Annotated in this window: 21 protein-coding genes and 1 pseudogene; all 22 read left to right on the top strand. The window is 48.9% G+C overall.

Going from position 1 to position 17,105, the window contains the following annotated elements; translation table 11 throughout:
• Positions 1-4: 4 nt before the first annotated feature.
• Positions 5-145, top strand: a complete 141-nt coding sequence (locus BQ5371_RS07005) for a hypothetical protein (protein WP_157885024.1) — start codon at positions 5-7, stop codon at positions 143-145.
• A gap of 68 nt (positions 146-213) precedes the next feature.
• Complete coding sequence (locus BQ5371_RS03545) at positions 214-2,187, top strand: DNA polymerase (protein ID WP_071132556.1); 1,974 nt, start codon at positions 214-216, stop codon at positions 2,185-2,187.
• Between the two features lie 270 nt (positions 2,188-2,457).
• Complete coding sequence (locus BQ5371_RS03540; protein ID WP_071132555.1) at positions 2,458-3,246, top strand: phage antirepressor; 789 nt, start codon at positions 2,458-2,460, stop codon at positions 3,244-3,246.
• Complete coding sequence (locus tag BQ5371_RS03535) at positions 3,246-3,647, top strand: DUF7768 domain-containing protein (RefSeq protein ID WP_019133512.1); 402 nt, start codon at positions 3,246-3,248, stop codon at positions 3,645-3,647. The genes BQ5371_RS03540 and BQ5371_RS03535 overlap by 1 nt, the downstream gene beginning before the upstream one ends.
• A complete protein-coding gene (locus BQ5371_RS03530; RefSeq protein ID WP_071132554.1) occupies positions 3,644-5,848 on the top strand; it encodes a phage/plasmid primase, P4 family in 2,205 nt (734 codons plus the stop codon). Before BQ5371_RS03535 ends, BQ5371_RS03530 begins: the two co-directional genes overlap by 4 nt.
• A 121-nt stretch (positions 5,849-5,969) precedes the next feature.
• On the top strand, positions 5,970-6,398 hold the full coding sequence (locus BQ5371_RS03525; RefSeq protein WP_331462932.1) for a PDDEXK family nuclease: 429 nt from the start codon (positions 5,970-5,972) through the stop codon (positions 6,396-6,398).
• Positions 6,395-7,765, top strand: coding sequence for a DEAD/DEAH box helicase (locus BQ5371_RS03520; protein ID WP_071132553.1), 1,371 nt, complete (start codon positions 6,395-6,397; stop codon positions 7,763-7,765). The genes BQ5371_RS03525 and BQ5371_RS03520 overlap by 4 nt, the downstream gene beginning before the upstream one ends.
• Positions 7,766-7,836: 71 nt before the next feature.
• Complete coding sequence (locus BQ5371_RS03515) at positions 7,837-8,271, top strand: DUF1492 domain-containing protein (protein ID WP_071132552.1); 435 nt, start codon at positions 7,837-7,839, stop codon at positions 8,269-8,271.
• A 116-nt stretch (positions 8,272-8,387) separates the two neighbouring features.
• Positions 8,388-8,786, top strand: a complete 399-nt coding sequence (locus tag BQ5371_RS03510) for an HNH endonuclease signature motif containing protein (RefSeq protein WP_331462931.1) — start codon at positions 8,388-8,390, stop codon at positions 8,784-8,786.
• Positions 8,787-8,930: 144 nt separating this feature from the next.
• A complete protein-coding gene (locus tag BQ5371_RS03505) occupies positions 8,931-9,506 on the top strand; it encodes a terminase (protein ID WP_071132550.1) in 576 nt (191 codons plus the stop codon).
• Between the two features lie 9 nt (positions 9,507-9,515).
• Positions 9,516-10,298: an S-adenosylmethionine synthetase N-terminal domain-containing protein gene (locus BQ5371_RS03500; protein ID WP_071132549.1), complete on the top strand. Its 783-nt coding sequence runs from the start codon at positions 9,516-9,518 to the stop codon at positions 10,296-10,298.
• Complete coding sequence (locus tag BQ5371_RS03495; RefSeq protein ID WP_071132548.1) at positions 10,299-11,561, top strand: site-specific DNA-methyltransferase; 1,263 nt, start codon at positions 10,299-10,301, stop codon at positions 11,559-11,561.
• Positions 11,554-12,071 (top strand): annotated as a pseudogene (locus BQ5371_RS07170) (DNA cytosine methyltransferase); the annotation flags it as partial. The gene BQ5371_RS03495 and the pseudogene BQ5371_RS07170, both read left to right, overlap by 8 nt.
• A 222-nt stretch (positions 12,072-12,293) precedes the next feature.
• Positions 12,294-13,052, top strand: coding sequence for a DNA cytosine methyltransferase (locus BQ5371_RS07145; protein WP_331462929.1), 759 nt, complete (start codon positions 12,294-12,296; stop codon positions 13,050-13,052).
• A 70-nt stretch (positions 13,053-13,122) separates the two neighbouring features.
• Positions 13,123-13,767, top strand: coding sequence for a hypothetical protein (locus BQ5371_RS03485; RefSeq protein WP_071132547.1), 645 nt, complete (start codon positions 13,123-13,125; stop codon positions 13,765-13,767).
• A complete protein-coding gene (locus BQ5371_RS03480; protein WP_071132546.1) occupies positions 13,764-13,985 on the top strand; it encodes a DUF4314 domain-containing protein in 222 nt (73 codons plus the stop codon). Before BQ5371_RS03485 ends, BQ5371_RS03480 begins: the two co-directional genes overlap by 4 nt.
• The gene (locus BQ5371_RS03475) at positions 13,985-14,158 is read left to right on the top strand and encodes a DUF5049 domain-containing protein (protein WP_071132545.1); all 174 of its coding nucleotides are present in this window, start codon (positions 13,985-13,987) and stop codon (positions 14,156-14,158) included. Before BQ5371_RS03480 ends, BQ5371_RS03475 begins: the two co-directional genes overlap by 1 nt.
• 108 nt (positions 14,159-14,266) lie before the next feature.
• Positions 14,267-14,629, top strand: a complete 363-nt coding sequence (locus BQ5371_RS03470) for a DUF7698 family protein (protein ID WP_071132544.1) — start codon at positions 14,267-14,269, stop codon at positions 14,627-14,629.
• Positions 14,626-14,829 carry a hypothetical protein gene (locus tag BQ5371_RS03465; protein WP_019133526.1) on the top strand — a complete coding sequence of 68 codons (204 nt, stop codon included), beginning with the start codon at positions 14,626-14,628 and terminating at the stop codon, positions 14,827-14,829. The genes BQ5371_RS03470 and BQ5371_RS03465 overlap by 4 nt, the downstream gene beginning before the upstream one ends.
• An 11-nt stretch (positions 14,830-14,840) precedes the next feature.
• On the top strand, positions 14,841-15,101 hold the full coding sequence (locus tag BQ5371_RS03460) for a hypothetical protein (protein ID WP_071132543.1): 261 nt from the start codon (positions 14,841-14,843) through the stop codon (positions 15,099-15,101).
• A 94-nt stretch (positions 15,102-15,195) separates the two neighbouring features.
• Entirely contained in the window at positions 15,196-15,378 is a 183-nt protein-coding gene (locus tag BQ5371_RS03455) for a DUF6900 domain-containing protein (protein WP_071133109.1), read from the top strand.
• A 113-nt stretch (positions 15,379-15,491) separates the two neighbouring features.
• Positions 15,492-17,093 carry a terminase large subunit gene (locus BQ5371_RS03450; protein WP_071132542.1) on the top strand — a complete coding sequence of 534 codons (1,602 nt, stop codon included), beginning with the start codon at positions 15,492-15,494 and terminating at the stop codon, positions 17,091-17,093.
• Positions 17,094-17,105: the final 12 nt, after the last annotated feature.

Below are 17,105 nucleotides of genomic sequence, written 5' to 3'. Positions count from 1 at the left end.
CGCCATGACAAATCTACTTGATTTCATGTGCCAGCTCATCTTATCGATGGCTGTCGGATTCACCTTCGGTGCCGCCTTTGCCAACGTGCTCATTGCAAGGCTTGAAAAGCGCGAGAAGAAAAAAAACGACACCACAACCCGTTAAAAGCAAATGATGCGGAGAGGCAGACTGGAGATGCAGTCTGCCTTTCTGCCTATTTAGGAGGTGAAATTTTGAAAACACTTAGCATTGATATAGAGTCATTTTCGTCCGTTGACCTCGCAAAATCAGGCGTATATAAGTATGTGCAGTCGCCTGATTTTAACATTCTGCTCTTCGGCTGCTCGATCGATGGCGATGAAGTTCAGGTCGTCGACCTTGCTCAGGGAGAAGAAATCCCGGATAAAATCCTCGATGCACTAACAGATAATCGCATCATCAAATGGGCATATAACGCAAACTTTGAACGAGTCTGTTTATCTCGCTATCTATCGTATATCGGCATAAGCCTTGATCCCTTTCATGACCATCATCCGCTTTCAACAGAGATGGCAAGATTTCTTAATCCCGCCTCTTGGCGCTGTTCGATGGTCTGGGCAGCAACTTTGGGTCTTCCACTATCACTGGAAGGTGTCGGTGCAGTACTCGGCCTTCAAAATCAAAAGATGAAAGAAGGTAAAGACCTCATCCGCTATTTCTGCATGCCGGACAGGCAAACTGAAAAACGACATCTTCCCTCTGATGCACCGGACAAGTGGAAAACCTTCAAGGCCTACAACAAGCGCGATGTCGAGGTGGAACTTTCCATCAAAGAGAGGCTCAAAAATTACCCTGTGCCGGATTTTCTCTGGGACGAATACGCCATTGATCAGGAGATTAACGACCGCGGCGTGAAAGTAGATCTTACTTTAGCGAATGCAGCCGTTGAGATGGACAGGCGCTCAAAGGATGAGCTCATCACCAAGATGAAAGCCATCACCAACTTGGAGAATCCGAATTCGGTCGTTCAGATGAAAGACTGGCTTGCCCAAAACGGTATGCCCACGGAGTCGCTCGGCAAAAAGCAAGTCGCAGAACTGATTCAAACCGCACCGCCTAAGCTGCGGGATGCTCTTGTGCTTCGCAGCCAGATGGCCAAATCCTCTGTTAAGAAATATCAGACGATGCACAATGCCGCCTGTAAAGATGGCAGAGTTCGTGGCATGTTTCAGTTTTACGGGGCCAACCGCACAGGGCGCTGGGCAGGAAGACTCGTGCAAATGCAAAATCTCCCCAGAAACCACCTGCCCGACTTGGATGCGGCGCGTACTTTGGTAAAGTTCGGCGACTTTGAAGCCGTGAAACTCCTCTATGACGATGTGCCGGATACCTTATCCCAGCTGGTGCGCACCGCCTTTATCCCAAGGACAAATCATAAGTTCATCGTTTCTGACTATTCCGCCATTGAAGCGAGAGTCATCGCATGGTATGCCGGGCAAACCGACACGCTTGATGCTTTCCGCGAAGGCAAAGACCTCTACTGTGAGACGGCATCCCGCATGTTCGGAGTACCCGTCGTTAAACACGGTATCAATGGAGAACTACGCCAAAAAGGGAAAATAGCAACACTGGCCTGTGGCTATGGCGGCTCGGTCGGCGCACTGAAGGCAATGGGCGCGCTTGAGATGGGACTTTCCGAAGAAGAATTAAAACCCATCGTTGATGCGTGGAGATCTGCCAATCCGAACATCGTCAAATTCTGGTGGGACGTGGATCGTGCCGTCCTTGAAGCTGTCCGCCATAAGAAAGTCACCAAAACACACGGTCTTACCTTTCGCTGCCGTTCCGGCATGCTCTTCATCATGCTGCCCTCCGGAAGAGCCTTAGCTTACGTAAAACCAAAGCTCGGTGAGAACCGCTTCGGATCTCCCTGCGTCACCTATGAGGGTGTCATCACCGGAAAGAAATGGGATCGCATTGACTCCTACGGTCCAAAGTTCGTGGAAAACATCGTGCAGGCAACCGCTCGTGACATCTTGGCTTATGCCATGCAGACACTTCATAACTGCTCGATTGTTATGCATATCCATGATGAGATCGTGATTGAAGCCGATCCTCGTATGTCCCTTGATGCAGTCTGTGAACAGATGAGCCGCACGCCGCCGTGGGCTGAAGGCTTGCCGCTCAATGCCGATGGCTATGAGTGCGAGTTTTACAAGAAAGATTAAAAAGTCTCGGCTACCAAAACGGTAGTCGAGATTGTTTTAAGGGAGTGAACTTTTCGTTCACTCTATGAGAGCGATGCTGCTCAATAACACTTTGTTATTGAGTTTTCAAGGGTGTCACTTTTCGCTATCCCCTTTTGCGGTTTTAGCAATCTGAGCAGTGGCATGCTTTTTATTTTCTCTAAAAAGTTCGTCCAAACCATCTCCGTTTCTTCAGGAAGAGATGAGGGCAGCAATGGTGCTCCCTCCAGCTGTAGAAACGGAGGTTTTTATATGAACGAGTTACAGGTATTTCAAAACAACGAGTTCGGTGAAATCCGAACAACCACCATTGATGGTGTGCCCTATTTTGTCGGCAAAGATGTCGCTGAGATCTTAGGTTACAGCAATCCGCAAAAGGCACTGCGTGACCATGTCGATGATGAGGACGCAAGGACTGAACGAATCGTTCACCCCTTAGGCGGGGAGCAAGACACAAAACTCATCAACGAGTCCGGTCTTTACTCTCTTATTCTTTCAAGCCACATGCCCAAGGCAAAAAAGTTCAAACGCTGGGTAACCGCCGAGGTTCTTCCCGCTATCAGAAAGCATGGTGTTTATGCCACCAAGGAACTGCTCAAAGATCCAGACATGCTCATCTCGGCTTTGCTTGAGCTTAAAGCAGAGCGTGAAAAGTCCAAAACATTGGAAGTAACCACAGCGATTCAGAAGCAGCAGATCGCAGAACTTCAGCCAAAGGCAAGCTACTGTGACATCGTCCTTCGGTGCAAGGATGCGGTCAACATATCGGTCATTGCCAAAGACTACGGCATGAGCGCCAAACGGATGAACAAGCTTCTCCACGAGCTGGGCGTGCAGTTTAAGCAGGGAAACATCTGGCTTCTTTACCAAGACTATGCGGACTGTGGTTATACGAAAACACAGACCTATCCCTACCTGGATTCAAAAAATGAGGAGCATACCTCGGTTCATACCAAGTGGACACAAAAAGGTCGTCTGTTCCTCTACGAACTTTTGAAAGATAACGGCATTTATCCGCAGATTGAACAGGAGGTGCGCTGATGGAAAACCTATATCAAAACGCAGAAGGCTACGCGGATCCTACCGCCTATGAAGCAATCTTTAAGACGCATCGCTATCCCTATATGCCCCTTGTCTATATCGCCTCTCCTTATGCTGGAGATGTTGAGAAAAACACCGAAGCCGCCAAGCGCTATGCCCGCTTTGCCGTTGATCAGGGCTTTATCCCGATCGTGCCTCATCTCATGTATCCGCAGTTTATGGATGAGAAAAGCGAACGTGAGCTGGCTCTTTTCTTCGGACAAATCCTGATCGACAAATGCACCGAGCTTTGGGCATTTGGAAAACCCTCTCTCGGCATGACCAAAGAGATCGGATATGCCAAATACCACAGGCGAAACGTTCGCTGTTTCACCGAGGACTTGAAGGAGGTTGAAGAATGAGAATCAGCTATTCGAATGTTCGCGGCAAGAAAACAAATACCAGCTATCCCTTTACTGCAGAGATCAATACGGCAGACGACCTGAAAAAGGTCGCTGCCTTTGATCATGTCTGTGCGATTTACAAGGACGGCTATAACCAGCGCAAGAAGTTTATCAAAGGTTACCGGAGCAATAAAACGTTTCAAGAATCCGACTGCCTGCCGCTGGACTGCGACAATGTTTCATCCGATCCATTAGCTTCAGATATTCCGCCTGCTGAGTGGAAGACTCCGAAAGACGTTCAAACAGCATATCCTGACGTGCGCTTTTTTGTGGTTTATTCCCGAAATAACATGAAGGAAAAGGACGGAAAAGCCGCGCGTCCCAAGTTTCACATCTACTTTCCTTTGAAAACTTCCATAAGCGATGCGAAGCTATATAACCGCCTTAAGAAAAAAGTGCGGGCAAGGTTTCCCGCCTTCGATGATGGTGCTCTCGATGCAGCACGTTTCTTCTTTGGTGTTGAGAATCCACAGGTTGAATATTTCGATGGTACTTTTTGCATTGATGAATTTATGAGCCGTGCCAATGCCAAGATCACAGAAGGCGCGCGAAACACTACCATGTCCCATTTTGCCGGGCTGGTGCTCAAGAAATATGGCACCGATGACAATAAAGCGCATGAAGCCTATCTTGAGGAAGCAAAAAAATGCACACCGCCCCTTTCCGAAGAAGAGCTCGCCAGCATCTGGAACAGCGCAGTCGGTTTTTACAACAGCACCATCAAAGCGGATAAAAACTATATCTCGCCTGCCGAATACAACAGCATGGAATTCGAAGAAAGTCTCATTCCGTCTGACTTTACTGATGTCGGACAGGCAAAAGCCTTTCTCGAAGCGGCTACTGACAAGGTCATCTATGTCAAAGGTCTCGGTCTCTATTATTTCACGGGAAAGGTCTGGAAAGACGATGACCTCTTAGTGCAGAAAGCGCTGCAGGGATTTACCCATAAGCAGCTCTGCCTTGCGTGGAAAATGGTGAACGAAGCGGAAAGCGAAGAGGCACAGGAAAAAGCGGAAGCCTTCTACAAGTTTGTCTTAAGCCGCAGGAAATCCTCCAACATCAAGGCAACCATCACCGAACTGAAACCGATGGTGCAAGTCGATGTGAAAAGGCTTGATCAAGACGGTTTTCTCTTAAATACACCGGACGGGACAGTGGATCTTCGCACAGGAAAACTGCGGACGCATGATCCGAAGGACTATTGCACCAAAATTTGTGCTGTATCACCAAATGACAAAGGTATGGACGAATGGCTCCGGTTCCTTCGTGACTTCACCTGCAAAGACAAGGCTCTCGAAGATTACCTGCAGCTGGAATCCGGTGTAGAGTGCATCGGAGAAGTCTTAAATGAGAACCTTGTGATCCAGTACGGTGAGGGCGGAAACGGTAAATCCACCTTCAATAACGCCAAGTTCTATGTTTTAGGAGACTACGCCGGTACCATCTCCGCCGAGCTGTTAACCGTAAAGCCGACCAAGAACAAAGGTGCGGAGCTTGCCGAGACACACAACAAGAGGCTTATTCTCGCAGCCGAGCTACCCGAAGGGAAAAGGCTCGACTCAGGCTCTTTGAAAAATCTCTCCAGCACAGATCCCATCCATGCTGAGAAAAAATTTGAAGCACCTTTTAACTTTATCCCGACGCATACGACGGTGCTTTATACCAACCATCTGCCCAAAGTCGGGACCATCGACAAAGGCACCTGGGACCGCCTGATCGTTATTCCTCTAAAGGCAAATTTCAGGGGTGCCAAGGGAGAAATTAAGAACTATGCCAAGGTGCTGTCCGAGCGATGCGGCGGGGCAATCCTCTCGTGGATGATTGCGGGAGCAAAGAAATACATTGATGCCGACTACAAACTTGTCCCACCAAAATGCGTCAAAGATGCCATGAATGCTTACCGTGAAGAAAACAACTGGATCAGCCATTTCTTAAGTGATTGCTGCGAGGAAGAAAAAACAGCTACCCAAAAAGCGGGTGAGCTTTATGAGAAGTACCGTGAGCACTGTGATGAGATCGGTGAATACAAAAGAAGCTCTGCTGATTTTAAGCGAGTTCTGATAGCACAAGGTTTTACTTGGCAAAAAACCGCTGAAGGCAACATATGGATAGGGCTTCACCTGAAACAAAACGGTGTTCTTAATGGAGGACGATTCTAAATTCAAAAACACGAGAAAACCCAGTTATATCAATAAGTTTCGTGGTTTTATGGAAGGCAATGGAAGCCATTTATATCTATCGCACAAATAAAAATCAACTCATCTATATGTAGTGATGATTTTGAAAAATATAAATATGTTACGTGGCCTCCATCGCCCTCCATACCCATCCCTGATGAAGCAGCAGGAAAAATCGCTCCTTGCCTTGAAATATCAGATTTATCGCCTGACGGCTTACGTGTTTAACGAAACGGAGAAAGTGATGAATGAAAAATCAATCGAACAAAAACTTGTCAAAGCCGCTAAATCCAGAGGTGGATTGTGTTTAAAACTTGTTTGTCCCGGCTTTGACGGCATGCCGGATCGGCTCGTGCTTCTACCTAACGGCCATATCGGTTTTGTCGAGGTAAAAGCTCCCGGCAAAAAGCCACGAGCTCTACAGCTGGCAAGGCACAGGCAACTAAGAAATTTAGGCTTTCAGGTTTTCGTCTTAGACAACAAAGAACAAATCGAGGAAATACTCATACAGATTGGAGGTGATGCCAGATGAAGTTCATAGCCCACGACTACCAGAAATACGCCACCCGCTATATTGAAGAGCACGATGTTTCTGCCGTCCTTTTGGATATGGGCTTAGGCAAGACGGTCATCAGCCTTAGTGCCATTCTTGACCTTCTCTTTGACCGCTTTGAGGCTCACCGCATTTTAATCGTAGCCCCACTTCGAGTCGCAAGAGAAACGTGGCCATCCGAGATCAAGAAATGGGATCACCTCTCCATGCTGACTTATGCGGTCGCCGTCGGAACGCCAACAGAGAGAAAAGCCGCGCTTCTTCAGGGCGCAGACATCACCATCATCAACCGGGAGAACCTCTCCTGGCTCATTGAAGAATCCGGACTTCCTTTTTCCTTTGACACGGTTGTGGTCGATGAACTCTCTTCTTTCAAGAATCATAAGGCCAAACGCTTCAAGGCTCTCATGAAAGTTCGTCCCAAGATAAAACGCATCGTGGGACTTACAGGTACGCCTGCGGCAAACGGGCTCATGGATCTTTGGGCGGAGTTCAAGCTCCTCGATATGGGAAAACGGCTCGGACGCTTCATCTCTCACTACCGGGAGCGTTACTTTGTCCCGGACGCTCGAAACGGGCAGGTCATCTTTTCCTACAAGCCAAAGCCGGAAGCAGAGGCGGCCATCTATCGAGCAATATCAGATATCACCATTTCCATGAAGGCAAAAGACTTCCTGAAGATGCCCGAGCTTATCAGCGTCACGCACGAAGTCGAAATGACCGACTGTGAATACGCTGACTATGAGAAGCTGAAAAAGGAACTGGTGCTGTCAGTCAAAGAAGATGAAATCACGGCCGCCAATGCCGCCGTTCTCACCGGAAAGCTCACTCAGATGGCAAACGGTGCGATCTATGCCGATGATGGGAAAGTCGTTCATCTCCATGATCATAAGCTCGACGCTTTGGAAGACATGGTTGAAGCGGCAAACGGCAAGCCACTTCTTGTCGCCTATAACTTCAAGCACGACCTAACGCGTATCGAAGATAGGCTCAAGAAGCTCAAGGTGAACTACCGAAAGCTCGATAAGGCAGACTCCATCCAAGCATGGAATGAAGGCAAGGTCGCTGTCGGGCTGATTCACCCCGCATCAGCAGGACACGGGCTTAACCTTCAAGCCGGCGGCTCAACGCTTGTATGGTTTTCGCTTCCTTGGAGCTTGGAACAATACAGTCAAACCAACGCAAGGCTCTGGCGGCAAGGGCAAACATCTGCCACCGTAGTGATTTCTCATATCGTATGTAAGAACACCATTGATGAACATATCCTCACGGTACTGAAAAACAAAGACAAAACGCAGGCAGCCTTAATTGATGCGGTCAAGGCAACCTTAGGACAATCCAAGTAAATCTAAGACAATCAGAGTCAACCTCCGTCAATCCGAGGGAAACCATCACTTGTTTTCACGGAGGAATAAAAATGCTGACACCAAAAGAATATCTGCGCCAAGCCTACCGCCTTGACCAGAGAATTAATGCAAACATTGAGGAAGTCAAAAATCTGCGGGAGATGTCCGAAAGCGTCTCAGGACTTCGCTACCGGGAGGATCCCATTCAAACCACTCATTCTATCGATGCACCATTTATCCGCGTGCTGGAAAAAGCGTGGGAGATCGAAGAACGCATTGCTGATGAGCTGTCGATACTTTATGACCTTAAAGAACAGATCAAAGATGCGATTGCAACGGTGAAAAATATCGACGAGAGACTCGTGCTTAAGTACCGCTACATGGATGGTATGACATGGGAAGCAATCGGCGAAACACTGCATGCTGACCGCACAACAGTCTGGAGATGGCATGGACGTGCCCTGCAGCACTTTAAGATGCCCAAATGTCCGATTGAGCTGGAATAACGCACGTTTTACAACACTTTGCAACAACATGCCACATGCCCTGACGTGGTAATATATAGTCAGGAAAAATATAAAACGAAAGCTCCAAAGGGAGAAATCCCCGAGGAGCTTTTTTCATGCCAAAAAGGAGGTGCGGATTGCCAAGAAAACCAAAAAAACCGTGTTCTTATCCCGGCTGTCCGAATCTCACGGACGGCCGGTTCTGCGAAGAACACGAAAAGAAATATAACCGTGACTACGAAAAATATAACCGCGATAAAAACGCAAAGCGAAAGTACGGTCATGCTTGGAAGCGTATCCGGAACCGCTACATTGCAGCGCACCCCTTGTGTGAGGAGTGCTTAAAAGAAGGACGTTATACCAAAGCAACAGAGGTGCATCACCGCACGCCACTCTCTTGGGGAGGAACACACAGAGAAGATAACCTTGAAGCACTCTGTCATGAATGCCATTCAAGAATTACGGCACTTATGGGAGACCGCTGGCATAACAAAAAACCGACGAAATATAAATAAAAAATTCTGTGACCCGGGGGCGGGTCGAATCTCTACAGGGCTTCCGGTCGGGAACGGTGCGGCAGGGTCGTGTAAAGAACTTTTAATTCAAACGCCCTATTAAACCCAAAGATGATTTTTACGAACCGAAAGGAGGAATACCTCGTGGCAAAAGATGGAACCAACCGAGGCGGAAGACGCATCAAAGCGGGTCATAAGCCGGATGCACTTGCCGACAAAATCAGCAAAGGACAAAAAGCGACACGCATTGAGTTCCCGCGTGCGGAATATCCGATCGCAGATCTCTACAGCGAAGACATGACAGACGGTGTGGAACTTGAAGGAGCGGATATGCCTGAGCCATCTTCCTACCTTTCTGCTCAACAAAGGGACGGGGAGCCTTTAGGCGCTGACCTAATCTATAAAGAGACGTGGGAGTGGCTTCAGGCACGCGGCTGCGAAAAGCTCATTAACCGCCGTCTTCTTGAAAGTTACTCGACAGCCTTTGCCCGCTTTATCCAGTGCGAGCTTGCTATCAGCAAATACGGGCTCTTAGGCAAACATCCAACGACCGGTGCTGCCATTGCCAGTCCGTTCGTGCAGCTCTCGCTCAACTTTCAGAAGCAGGCAAACCTTCTCTGGTATGAAATCTACGACATCATCAAGCAAAACTGCACGGAAGCCTTCGACGGCGATCCTCAGGATGACCTGATGGAGCGTCTGCTCCGAGAAAAGAAATGAGGTGAAGAAATGTTTGAAAAAGTAAATCCTGCACATCCCGATAAAGTTGCAGACCGCATCGCGGGAGCCATTGTTGACCTTGCTTATGCAAGCGAGACAAACCCCAAGATTGCCGTCGAAGTTCTTATCGGTCACGGCATCTGCCATATCATTGCGGAAACAAATACACATCTTTCCACATCAGATATTGAAGCGGCTGCTCGCCGCCTTGCAGGAGATGTTTCTGTAGATATCCGGCTTGCAGCTCAAGATGCACACCTTTCCGAAAACCAGAAAGAGCATCTTCGTTGCGGGGATAACGGCGTCTTCTGCGGTATGCCTGTCTCGGAGGAAGAAAAGAAACTCTCCGAGATTGCCAAAAGTATCTATGCCATCTATCAGACGGACGGCAAATATATATTAGACGGCGAAAAACTCGTCATCTGCCAGTCTCATGTTGAAACGAAAAAGCTCCAAGCGGCCTATCCAAATGCCATCGTCAATCCTTTAGGCGACTGGACGGGCGGTACGGACGTGGATACCGGAGCGACCAACCGGAAACTCGGAAGTGACATGGGATCTTCCGTCACGGGCGGCGGTCTTCACGGAAAAGATCTCTCGAAAGCCGATGTGACGCTTAATATTTACGCCCATCTTCTGGCACAGAAAAGCGGAAAACCTGTTCATCTTTCCTGCGCCATCGGAGACGCATTTGTTGACGGCAAGCCGTACGCGGAGCTTGTGGAAATTGCCCGAGACTACATTCGCGCAGTCGGCGGTTTTGAGAAATTTGCGGAATGGGGGCTGATTTAGATGGATACGACAAAATTTGCTCAAGTTCCAATCGATAAGCTCATTCCCTATGCGAGAAATGCCAGAACACACTCATCGGAGCAGATCGCACAGCTTCGCGCCTCGCTTCGGGAATTCGGATTTATTTCGCCGGCCGTGATCGACAGCAAGTTTAACATCTTAGTCGGACACGGACGTATCGCGGCAGCCCGCGAGGAAGGCTACAAAACCGTCCCGTGCGTCTTTGCCGAAAACTTAACCGATGCACAAAAGCGCGCCTACATCTTGGCAGACAACCGCTTAGCCTTAAATGCCGGCTGGGATGAGGAAATGCTCTCTGTAGAATTATCTGATCTTGCAGGAGATGCCTTTGACCTCTCCCTTTTAGGTTTTGATGACGAGGAACTCTCTGCTTTGATGGACATTTCCGAAGATGAAATCACCGAAGATGACTTTGATGTAGACGCAGAGCTTCAAAAGCCTGCCATTACAAAACCCGGCGACATCTGGACGATCGGGAGGCACACCGTCATCTGCGGAGACTCAACCGATCCCAAGACATACAAGGCACTGCTCGGCGATACCAAGGTGAATCTCGTCTGCACGGATGCACCGTATTTTGTGAACCTCGAATCCGCGTCCGGAAAGATCAAAAACGATGATCTCACCGATAAAGAAGCTTACGACTTCCTCATGAAGGCTTTTACCTGTTTCAAAGAAGCCATGGCAAAAGACGCCTCGATCTATGAGTTTTATGCCACATCCAAATCTCGTATTTTTTACGATGCTTTTGATGATGCGGGCTTTAAGCTCGGAGCCGGCCTTATCTGGCGAAAAGAGCGGGCCCCTCTCATGCGTACCGATTGGAAGTTTAACTTTGAGCCGATCCTGTACGGCTGGAGAAAAGACGGAAAACACAAATGGTACGGTGACCAGAAGCAGAAAGCCTGCTTTGATTTTGACTCGGTGAAAAACTCCAAAACCGAAGGATTCGGGCATCCCTCTTCCAAGCCGGTCCCGCTGATCGCGCACCTCATCAAGCAGTCCACACAAACCAACGCTCTTGTTTTGGACGGCTTTTTAGGCAGCGCATCGACGCTCATCGCCTGCGAGGAGCTTGGCCGCATCTGCTATGGAATTGAGCTGGAACCGAAATACGTCGATGTGGCCTGTGCTCGTTATGCCGAGCTGAAAGGAACAACGGACGGCATCATCTGTCACAGAGATGGCAAAGACACCCCTTATGCCGATCTTCTGAAAGAACGGGAGGCAACTGATGAGTAACGTCTTAACGCTCGGCTCCCTCTTTTCCGGATCGGGAGGTTTTGAGCTTGCCGGACTTACCGTCGGGATGAAACCGCTCTGGGCATCGGAAGTCGAGCCTTTTGCCATACGGGTGACATCCAAACGACTGCCTTTCGTGGCTCACATGGGAGATGTGCGAAACCTTAACGGAGCAAATTTGCCGCCGGTTGACATCATCACCTTCGGCAGTCCCTGTCAGGACTTATCCATCGCCGAAAACGAAGCGGGATTGAAGGTTCCCGCTCGTCGCTTTTCTATGAGGCGATACGAATCATCAAAGAAATGAGGTGGAAAACCAATGGGAACTACCCAAAATACGCGCTCTGGGAAAATGTCCCGGGCGCTTTCTCCTCCCACAAAGGAGCGGACTTCGAAAAAGTCCTTGAAGCCTTCCTCTCCGTCAAAGGATATACGCTTGATGCGCCTCGACCTCAAAAGTGGCATGCCGTCGGAGAGATCGTGGCAGATCATTTTTCTCTCAGCTGGCGGGTACTTGATGCTCAGCACTTCGGAGTCCCCCAAAGACGCAAGAGAATCTTTCTTGTCGCAGATTTTGGAGACACACGTGCCGGAAAAATATTATTTGAGTCCGAGAGCGTGCTTGGGGATCTTGAGGCGTGCCAAGACGAAAGGAAAAGACCTGCCGGAAATCCTAAGAGAGGCGCTTATGAAACAGGCAGGCTTGTTCTAAACGATCAGGGAGGATCGCGCATGGACATCTCAGAAGATGTCACGGGAACCCTGCGTGCTCAGTCAAGCCATCCTCCGCTGATCTTTGAAAACCACGGACAGGACGCAAGATACACAGGCCCCAATGATACGGCGCAGACCATCGTCTCCCGCTTCGGTACAGGTGGAAACAATCAGCCGCTTGTTGTTGATCTGCCGTGCGCCTATTCGCTTTGCTCCAAGAAGAACAAGGCGATGTTTTCGGACATCAAAGACAACAGCCAGATAACCGAGACCTCCCGCACGCTGGATACGAGAGGCTCCGATCCCGTCTGCAATCAAGGCGGCATGGCTGTTCTTTCCTACGGGCTTGACCGGGCTTCCTTTAATCAGGGGCAAAACGCCGCCTACGACTTTGCCGTGGAAAAAGAATGCCAGCCGACAATGGTTGCCAAAGGTCCGGGTGCCGTTGCCACCGAAAACGAGAGCGGCTATATCGTAAGAAGGCTCACTCCGACCGAGTGTGCCCGGCTTCAGGGCTTTCCGGACGGCTGGTGCGATGGTCTTGCAGAAGAAAATCCGAGCAAGGCTCAGTTTACCTTCTGGCGTGAGATTTTTGACCGCTACACCGATATGATGTCCATCCAGAGAAAAAGCGACAAGCAGATCAAAAAGTGGCTTAAAAATCCCTACTCGCACAGTGCCGCCTACAAGCTCTGGGGAAATGGCATCGCGCTTCCGTGCGCCATCTTCGTACTTGCCGCAATCAAAAAGAATAGTGGTATTTACCTGCAAAAATAACTTGCTATTCCTCCCGGTAAGAGTGATGTATAGACATACCAAGAAAACACCTGCAAAGGAGGATAAAGACATGAATTACCACTTCAATTTAACAGGCTCGGCAAGGCGGCCGCTGGTGAAAGCCTTGGAAGACTTCACAAAAGAGAAAGCCACCTGCACCAAAGCGCCGACCTTCTGCTACCACATTGGCGAGCACATCACACTGGACAATCGTGGCGTGCTCAGCATCAATGATACGGAAAAAGAAAACAGCATCCTGCTGACTTTATCGGAACACGGCTTTGTGCCGGAGGAACAGGAAAACATGGCGGTGACGATCTCACTTCCAAGAAACAAATTCACCGATGAGGACCTCGAAAGGCTCTCCGAGCTTCTTTTGTCCAAGGAAGGTATCATCAAACATGCACTCGGCATTGAAAGCGTCGCCTTTGAGGTGGACGAAGAAAAGATCAGCTTCCCGTGGTTTTCCGAGATGCCAAGTTCTGCAGAGCTTTCCGCCTATACCGCCTTTATCTCCCTTTTGGGCAAGGCGGCAAAGGAATCCAAGCGCATCACAGGCAAAGACCACGCAGTCGAAAACGAAAAATACTACTTTCGCTGCTTTCTGTTGCGTCTCGGCATGATCGGTGATTCCTACAAGGAAGCAAGAAAGATTTTGCTTAAGAATCTTCAAGGCTCCTCCGCTTTCAAATACCAGAAGGAGGTGGAAAAATGAGAATGCCAACGAAAGAAACGCTGGAGCATTTGAAAGCAACCTATCCACGAGGCTGCCGCGTGGAGCTTCTTCACATGGACGACGTACAGGCACCGCCCGTGGGAACATACGGCACCGTCACCGAAGTCGATGATACCGGTTCGCTTCTGGTGGATTGGGACAACGGCTCCGGTCTAAACGTCATCTTTGGGATTGACGAAGTCAGGAGGATTCAGTAATGGACGAAAAAGTAAAAGAACAGATCCTTGCCATAAGGGACACAGGCCTTACGAACATGTTTGACGTCAATACTGTGCAGCGGCTTGCTTTTGAGCGGGACTTCTACGAGCTTGTAAACTTCATCGAAGAAGATAAGAAAGCCTACATCCGTTTCATCTTGACGGGCGAATAATTCTTTCAAAAAATGCGCTTTTATATCGATAAATAACTTGCTATTCCTCCCAAACAGAGTGATATATGTACATGCAAGAAGCACAGAAAGCCAAAGGAGGAAAACAAGATGAAGTACGAAGTAAAGACTATTGAAAACGCAAAAACAGGAATGAAATGGAGCGATGTCGGCTGCCATCCCACACTTGCTCAGGCCTACCTTTACAGCAAGGAAGCTGGAAATGAACTGCCAAACTTTGCCGATGTTATCTGGGAACACGATATTGAAGAAATCATCCGGGACTTAAAAAAGTTTGGAATTAAGGAGTTTACGATTTCCAGCACTTTTTCAAGCCTGATTGAAACCATTGCGAAATTCGAGGAACTCGGCTGCAAACTGGACGGCATTGTAAAAGTAAAAGAACGTTATACGCACTTCGGAAGCGATGAGCACGCCTTGATTCCAGCTTTCAAAATGGAGGTGACAAAATGACAACCTTTGAAAAAGATAAAGCCGCCATTCAAGAAGATGCAGCAAATGCCTACGACATCCTAAAGGCACGCAAAGCAGAACTTCAGCGCATCGAGCGTGAAGGCAGAGCCTGCAAAAACGGATTCAGAAGACAGTGCCTCGAACAGGAATATGCACGGCGCGCTGCAGAATACCGCAAACTGGATGAGCTTTTAGGCTAAGGAGGCAAGCCATGACAAACAAAGAATCCAAAAGACAGAGCTTTTTAGAAGCCACCGCCAAGTTAAAGGAAAAGAAGCGCCTGCTCTACGAACGAGAGCCGGAACAGAAGCTCTACGACGAAGGAAAGATCGGCTACAGCGAATACCTGAAGCGATACAAAGAGCGAAAGCAAAAGGAACGTGAGAATTTCAAAGGCAACAAAGCCTATGAAGACTACGATAACGGCCTGATCACTTACGATGAATTTCTTCTCAGAAACACGGAAAAATAAGGTAAAAAAACCTCGATAAATGACTTGCTATTACTTCCAAACAGAGTGATATATGTACATGCCAAAAGGAACACAGGCAAAGGAGGAAAAAGCCATGACAAAGAAGATTGAAAAAACACTGCTCGCGATCGCAAAGAAAAACAACTGGGAAGTCGAAGAACGCGGCGACCTTGAAACAAGGCACAGCGACCAGGACGACTTCATCGAAGTTTCGGTCTGGGGACTGAAAGCGATGCTCGAAGAAGCCTACGCTGCGGGAAAAACGGCAACGAAATAACAAAGAACGAACGTTCCGACAAAAGAGCTGATTAGGCTCTTTTGCTCGTAGAAATAGATTGATGGCAAGATCGCAGAAGCGGTCTTTTTTTATGCCACAGAAAGGAGGATGGCATGCGAAAACTGAAAAACTATAAGCCGACCAAGTTCATGGCAGAGACTTCTCACTATGACAGGAGAAAAGCCGAATATGCCGTCTCCTTTATCGAGTGCCTCTCGCACACCAAAGGAACCTGGGCGGGTAAACCCTTTGAGCTGATTGACTGGCAGGAACGCATCATAAGGGATCTCTTCGGCATCGTGAAGGAAAACGGCTACCGCCAGTTCAACACCGCTTACATCGAAATCCCCAAAAAGATGGGAAAATCCGAGCTTGCTGCTGCCGTGGCACTTCTTTTATGCTGCGGGGACGGTGAACAGCGTGCAGAAGTCTACGGCTGTGCCTCCGACCGTCAGCAGGCATCGATTGTTTTTAACGTGGCAGAAGACATGGTGAAGATGTCGCCGGCTCTTGCCAAGCGCGTGAAGATTTTAGCCTCACAAAAGCGGCTCATCTATAAGCCGACCAACAGCTTCTATCAGGTTCTGTCTTCTGAGGCCTATACCAAGCACGGCTTAAACATTCACGGGGTGGTCTACGACGAGCTTCACGCCGCTCCCGACAGAAGGCTTTTCGATGTCATGACCAAAGGCTCGGGCGATGCCCGCATGCAGCCGCTCTACTTTCTGATTACTACCGCAGGAACCGATACCCATTCCATCTGCTATGAGCAGCATCAAAAAGCACTGGATATCCTGCGCGGCAAAAAGCATGACCCAACCTTTTATCCCGTAATCTACGGTGCTAAAGAAAGCGATGACTGGTCAGATATTGAGGTTTGGAAGAAAGCCAATCCCTCCCTTGGCATCACGGTGGGACTGGATAAGGTGAAAGCCGCCTTCCTGCAGGCTAAAGAAAACCCTGCCGAGGAGAACCTGTTTCGTCAGCTTCGCCTGAACCAGTGGGTAAAGCAATCAATCCGCTGGATGCCGATGGACAAATGGGACGCCTGTGCCTTTGATGTGGATGAAAAGGCACTCGAAGACAGAATCTGCTACGGAGGCCTTGACCTTTCATCCACCACCGACATCACCGCCTTTGTGCTGGTCTTTCCGCCTCGTGGTGAGGACGAGAAATACCTCGTCCTTCCGTACTTTTGGATTCCCGAAGAAAATGCAGAACAAAGAGTGCGCCGTGACCATGTGCCCTATGACATCTGGATCAAAGAAGGTGTGATGCAGACTACGGAAGGAAACGTCATCCACTACGGCTTTATCGAAAAATTCATCGAGCGCTTAGGCGAGCGTTTCAACATCCGGGAGATCGCCTTTGACCGCTGGGGAGCCGTTCAGATGGTGCAGAACTTAGAGAACATCGGCTTTACGGTCGTTCCTTTCGGTCAGGGCTTTGCTTCGATGTCGCCTCCCACCAAGGAACTGATGAACCTCGTGCTTTCCAAGCGCCTCGCACACGGCGGACAACCCGTCCTTCGCTGGATGATGGATAACATCTTCATCCGAACCGATCCTGCTGGAAATATCAAAATCGACAAAGCCAAATCCACCGAGAAAGTCGACGGTGCCGTTGCGCTTGTAATGGCACTTGACCGAGCGATCCGCATGGGATGCGACACGAGCGAGTCAGTCTATGACGAGCGCGGCATTTTATTTTTGTAAAGGAGATTTTGC

The organism is Alterileibacterium massiliense, assembly GCF_900104645.1.
Taxonomy (GTDB): Bacteria; Bacillota; Clostridia; order Peptostreptococcales; family Anaerovoracaceae; genus Alterileibacterium; species Alterileibacterium massiliense.
The sequence above is the reverse complement of the archived record's forward strand: the minus strand, read 5'-3'. Positions and strand labels throughout refer to the sequence as shown.

Bases quoted from the DNA above. Each gene is read 5' to 3' on its own strand.
- BQ5371_RS03515 (WP_071132552.1), top strand. From the start codon at position 7,837: ATGCTGACACCAAAAGAATATCTGCGCCAAGCCTACCGCCTTGACCAG.
- BQ5371_RS03465 (WP_019133526.1), top strand. From the start codon at position 14,626: ATGACAACCTTTGAAAAAGATAAAGCCGCCATTCAAGAAGATGCAGCA.
- BQ5371_RS03455 (WP_071133109.1), top strand. From the start codon at position 15,196: ATGACAAAGAAGATTGAAAAAACACTGCTCGCGATCGCAAAGAAAAAC.
- BQ5371_RS03530 (WP_071132554.1), top strand. From the start codon at position 3,644: ATGAGAATCAGCTATTCGAATGTTCGCGGCAAGAAAACAAATACCAGC.
- BQ5371_RS03540 (WP_071132555.1), top strand. From the start codon at position 2,458: ATGAACGAGTTACAGGTATTTCAAAACAACGAGTTCGGTGAAATCCGA.
- BQ5371_RS03480 (WP_071132546.1), top strand. From the start codon at position 13,764: ATGAGAATGCCAACGAAAGAAACGCTGGAGCATTTGAAAGCAACCTAT.
- BQ5371_RS07145 (WP_331462929.1), top strand. From the start codon at position 12,294: ATGGACATCTCAGAAGATGTCACGGGAACCCTGCGTGCTCAGTCAAGC.
- BQ5371_RS03470 (WP_071132544.1), top strand. From the start codon at position 14,267: ATGAAGTACGAAGTAAAGACTATTGAAAACGCAAAAACAGGAATGAAA.
- BQ5371_RS03485 (WP_071132547.1), top strand. From the start codon at position 13,123: ATGAATTACCACTTCAATTTAACAGGCTCGGCAAGGCGGCCGCTGGTG.
- BQ5371_RS03475 (WP_071132545.1), top strand. From the start codon at position 13,985: ATGGACGAAAAAGTAAAAGAACAGATCCTTGCCATAAGGGACACAGGC.
- BQ5371_RS03460 (WP_071132543.1), top strand. From the start codon at position 14,841: ATGACAAACAAAGAATCCAAAAGACAGAGCTTTTTAGAAGCCACCGCC.
- BQ5371_RS03520 (WP_071132553.1), top strand. From the start codon at position 6,395: ATGAAGTTCATAGCCCACGACTACCAGAAATACGCCACCCGCTATATT.
- BQ5371_RS03535 (WP_019133512.1), top strand. From the start codon at position 3,246: ATGGAAAACCTATATCAAAACGCAGAAGGCTACGCGGATCCTACCGCC.
- BQ5371_RS03495 (WP_071132548.1), top strand. From the start codon at position 10,299: ATGGATACGACAAAATTTGCTCAAGTTCCAATCGATAAGCTCATTCCC.
- BQ5371_RS07005 (WP_157885024.1), top strand. From the start codon at position 5: ATGACAAATCTACTTGATTTCATGTGCCAGCTCATCTTATCGATGGCT.
- BQ5371_RS03450 (WP_071132542.1), top strand. From the start codon at position 15,492: ATGCGAAAACTGAAAAACTATAAGCCGACCAAGTTCATGGCAGAGACT.
- BQ5371_RS03500 (WP_071132549.1), top strand. From the start codon at position 9,516: ATGTTTGAAAAAGTAAATCCTGCACATCCCGATAAAGTTGCAGACCGC.
- BQ5371_RS03510 (WP_331462931.1), top strand. From the start codon at position 8,388: ATGCCAAAAAGGAGGTGCGGATTGCCAAGAAAACCAAAAAAACCGTGT.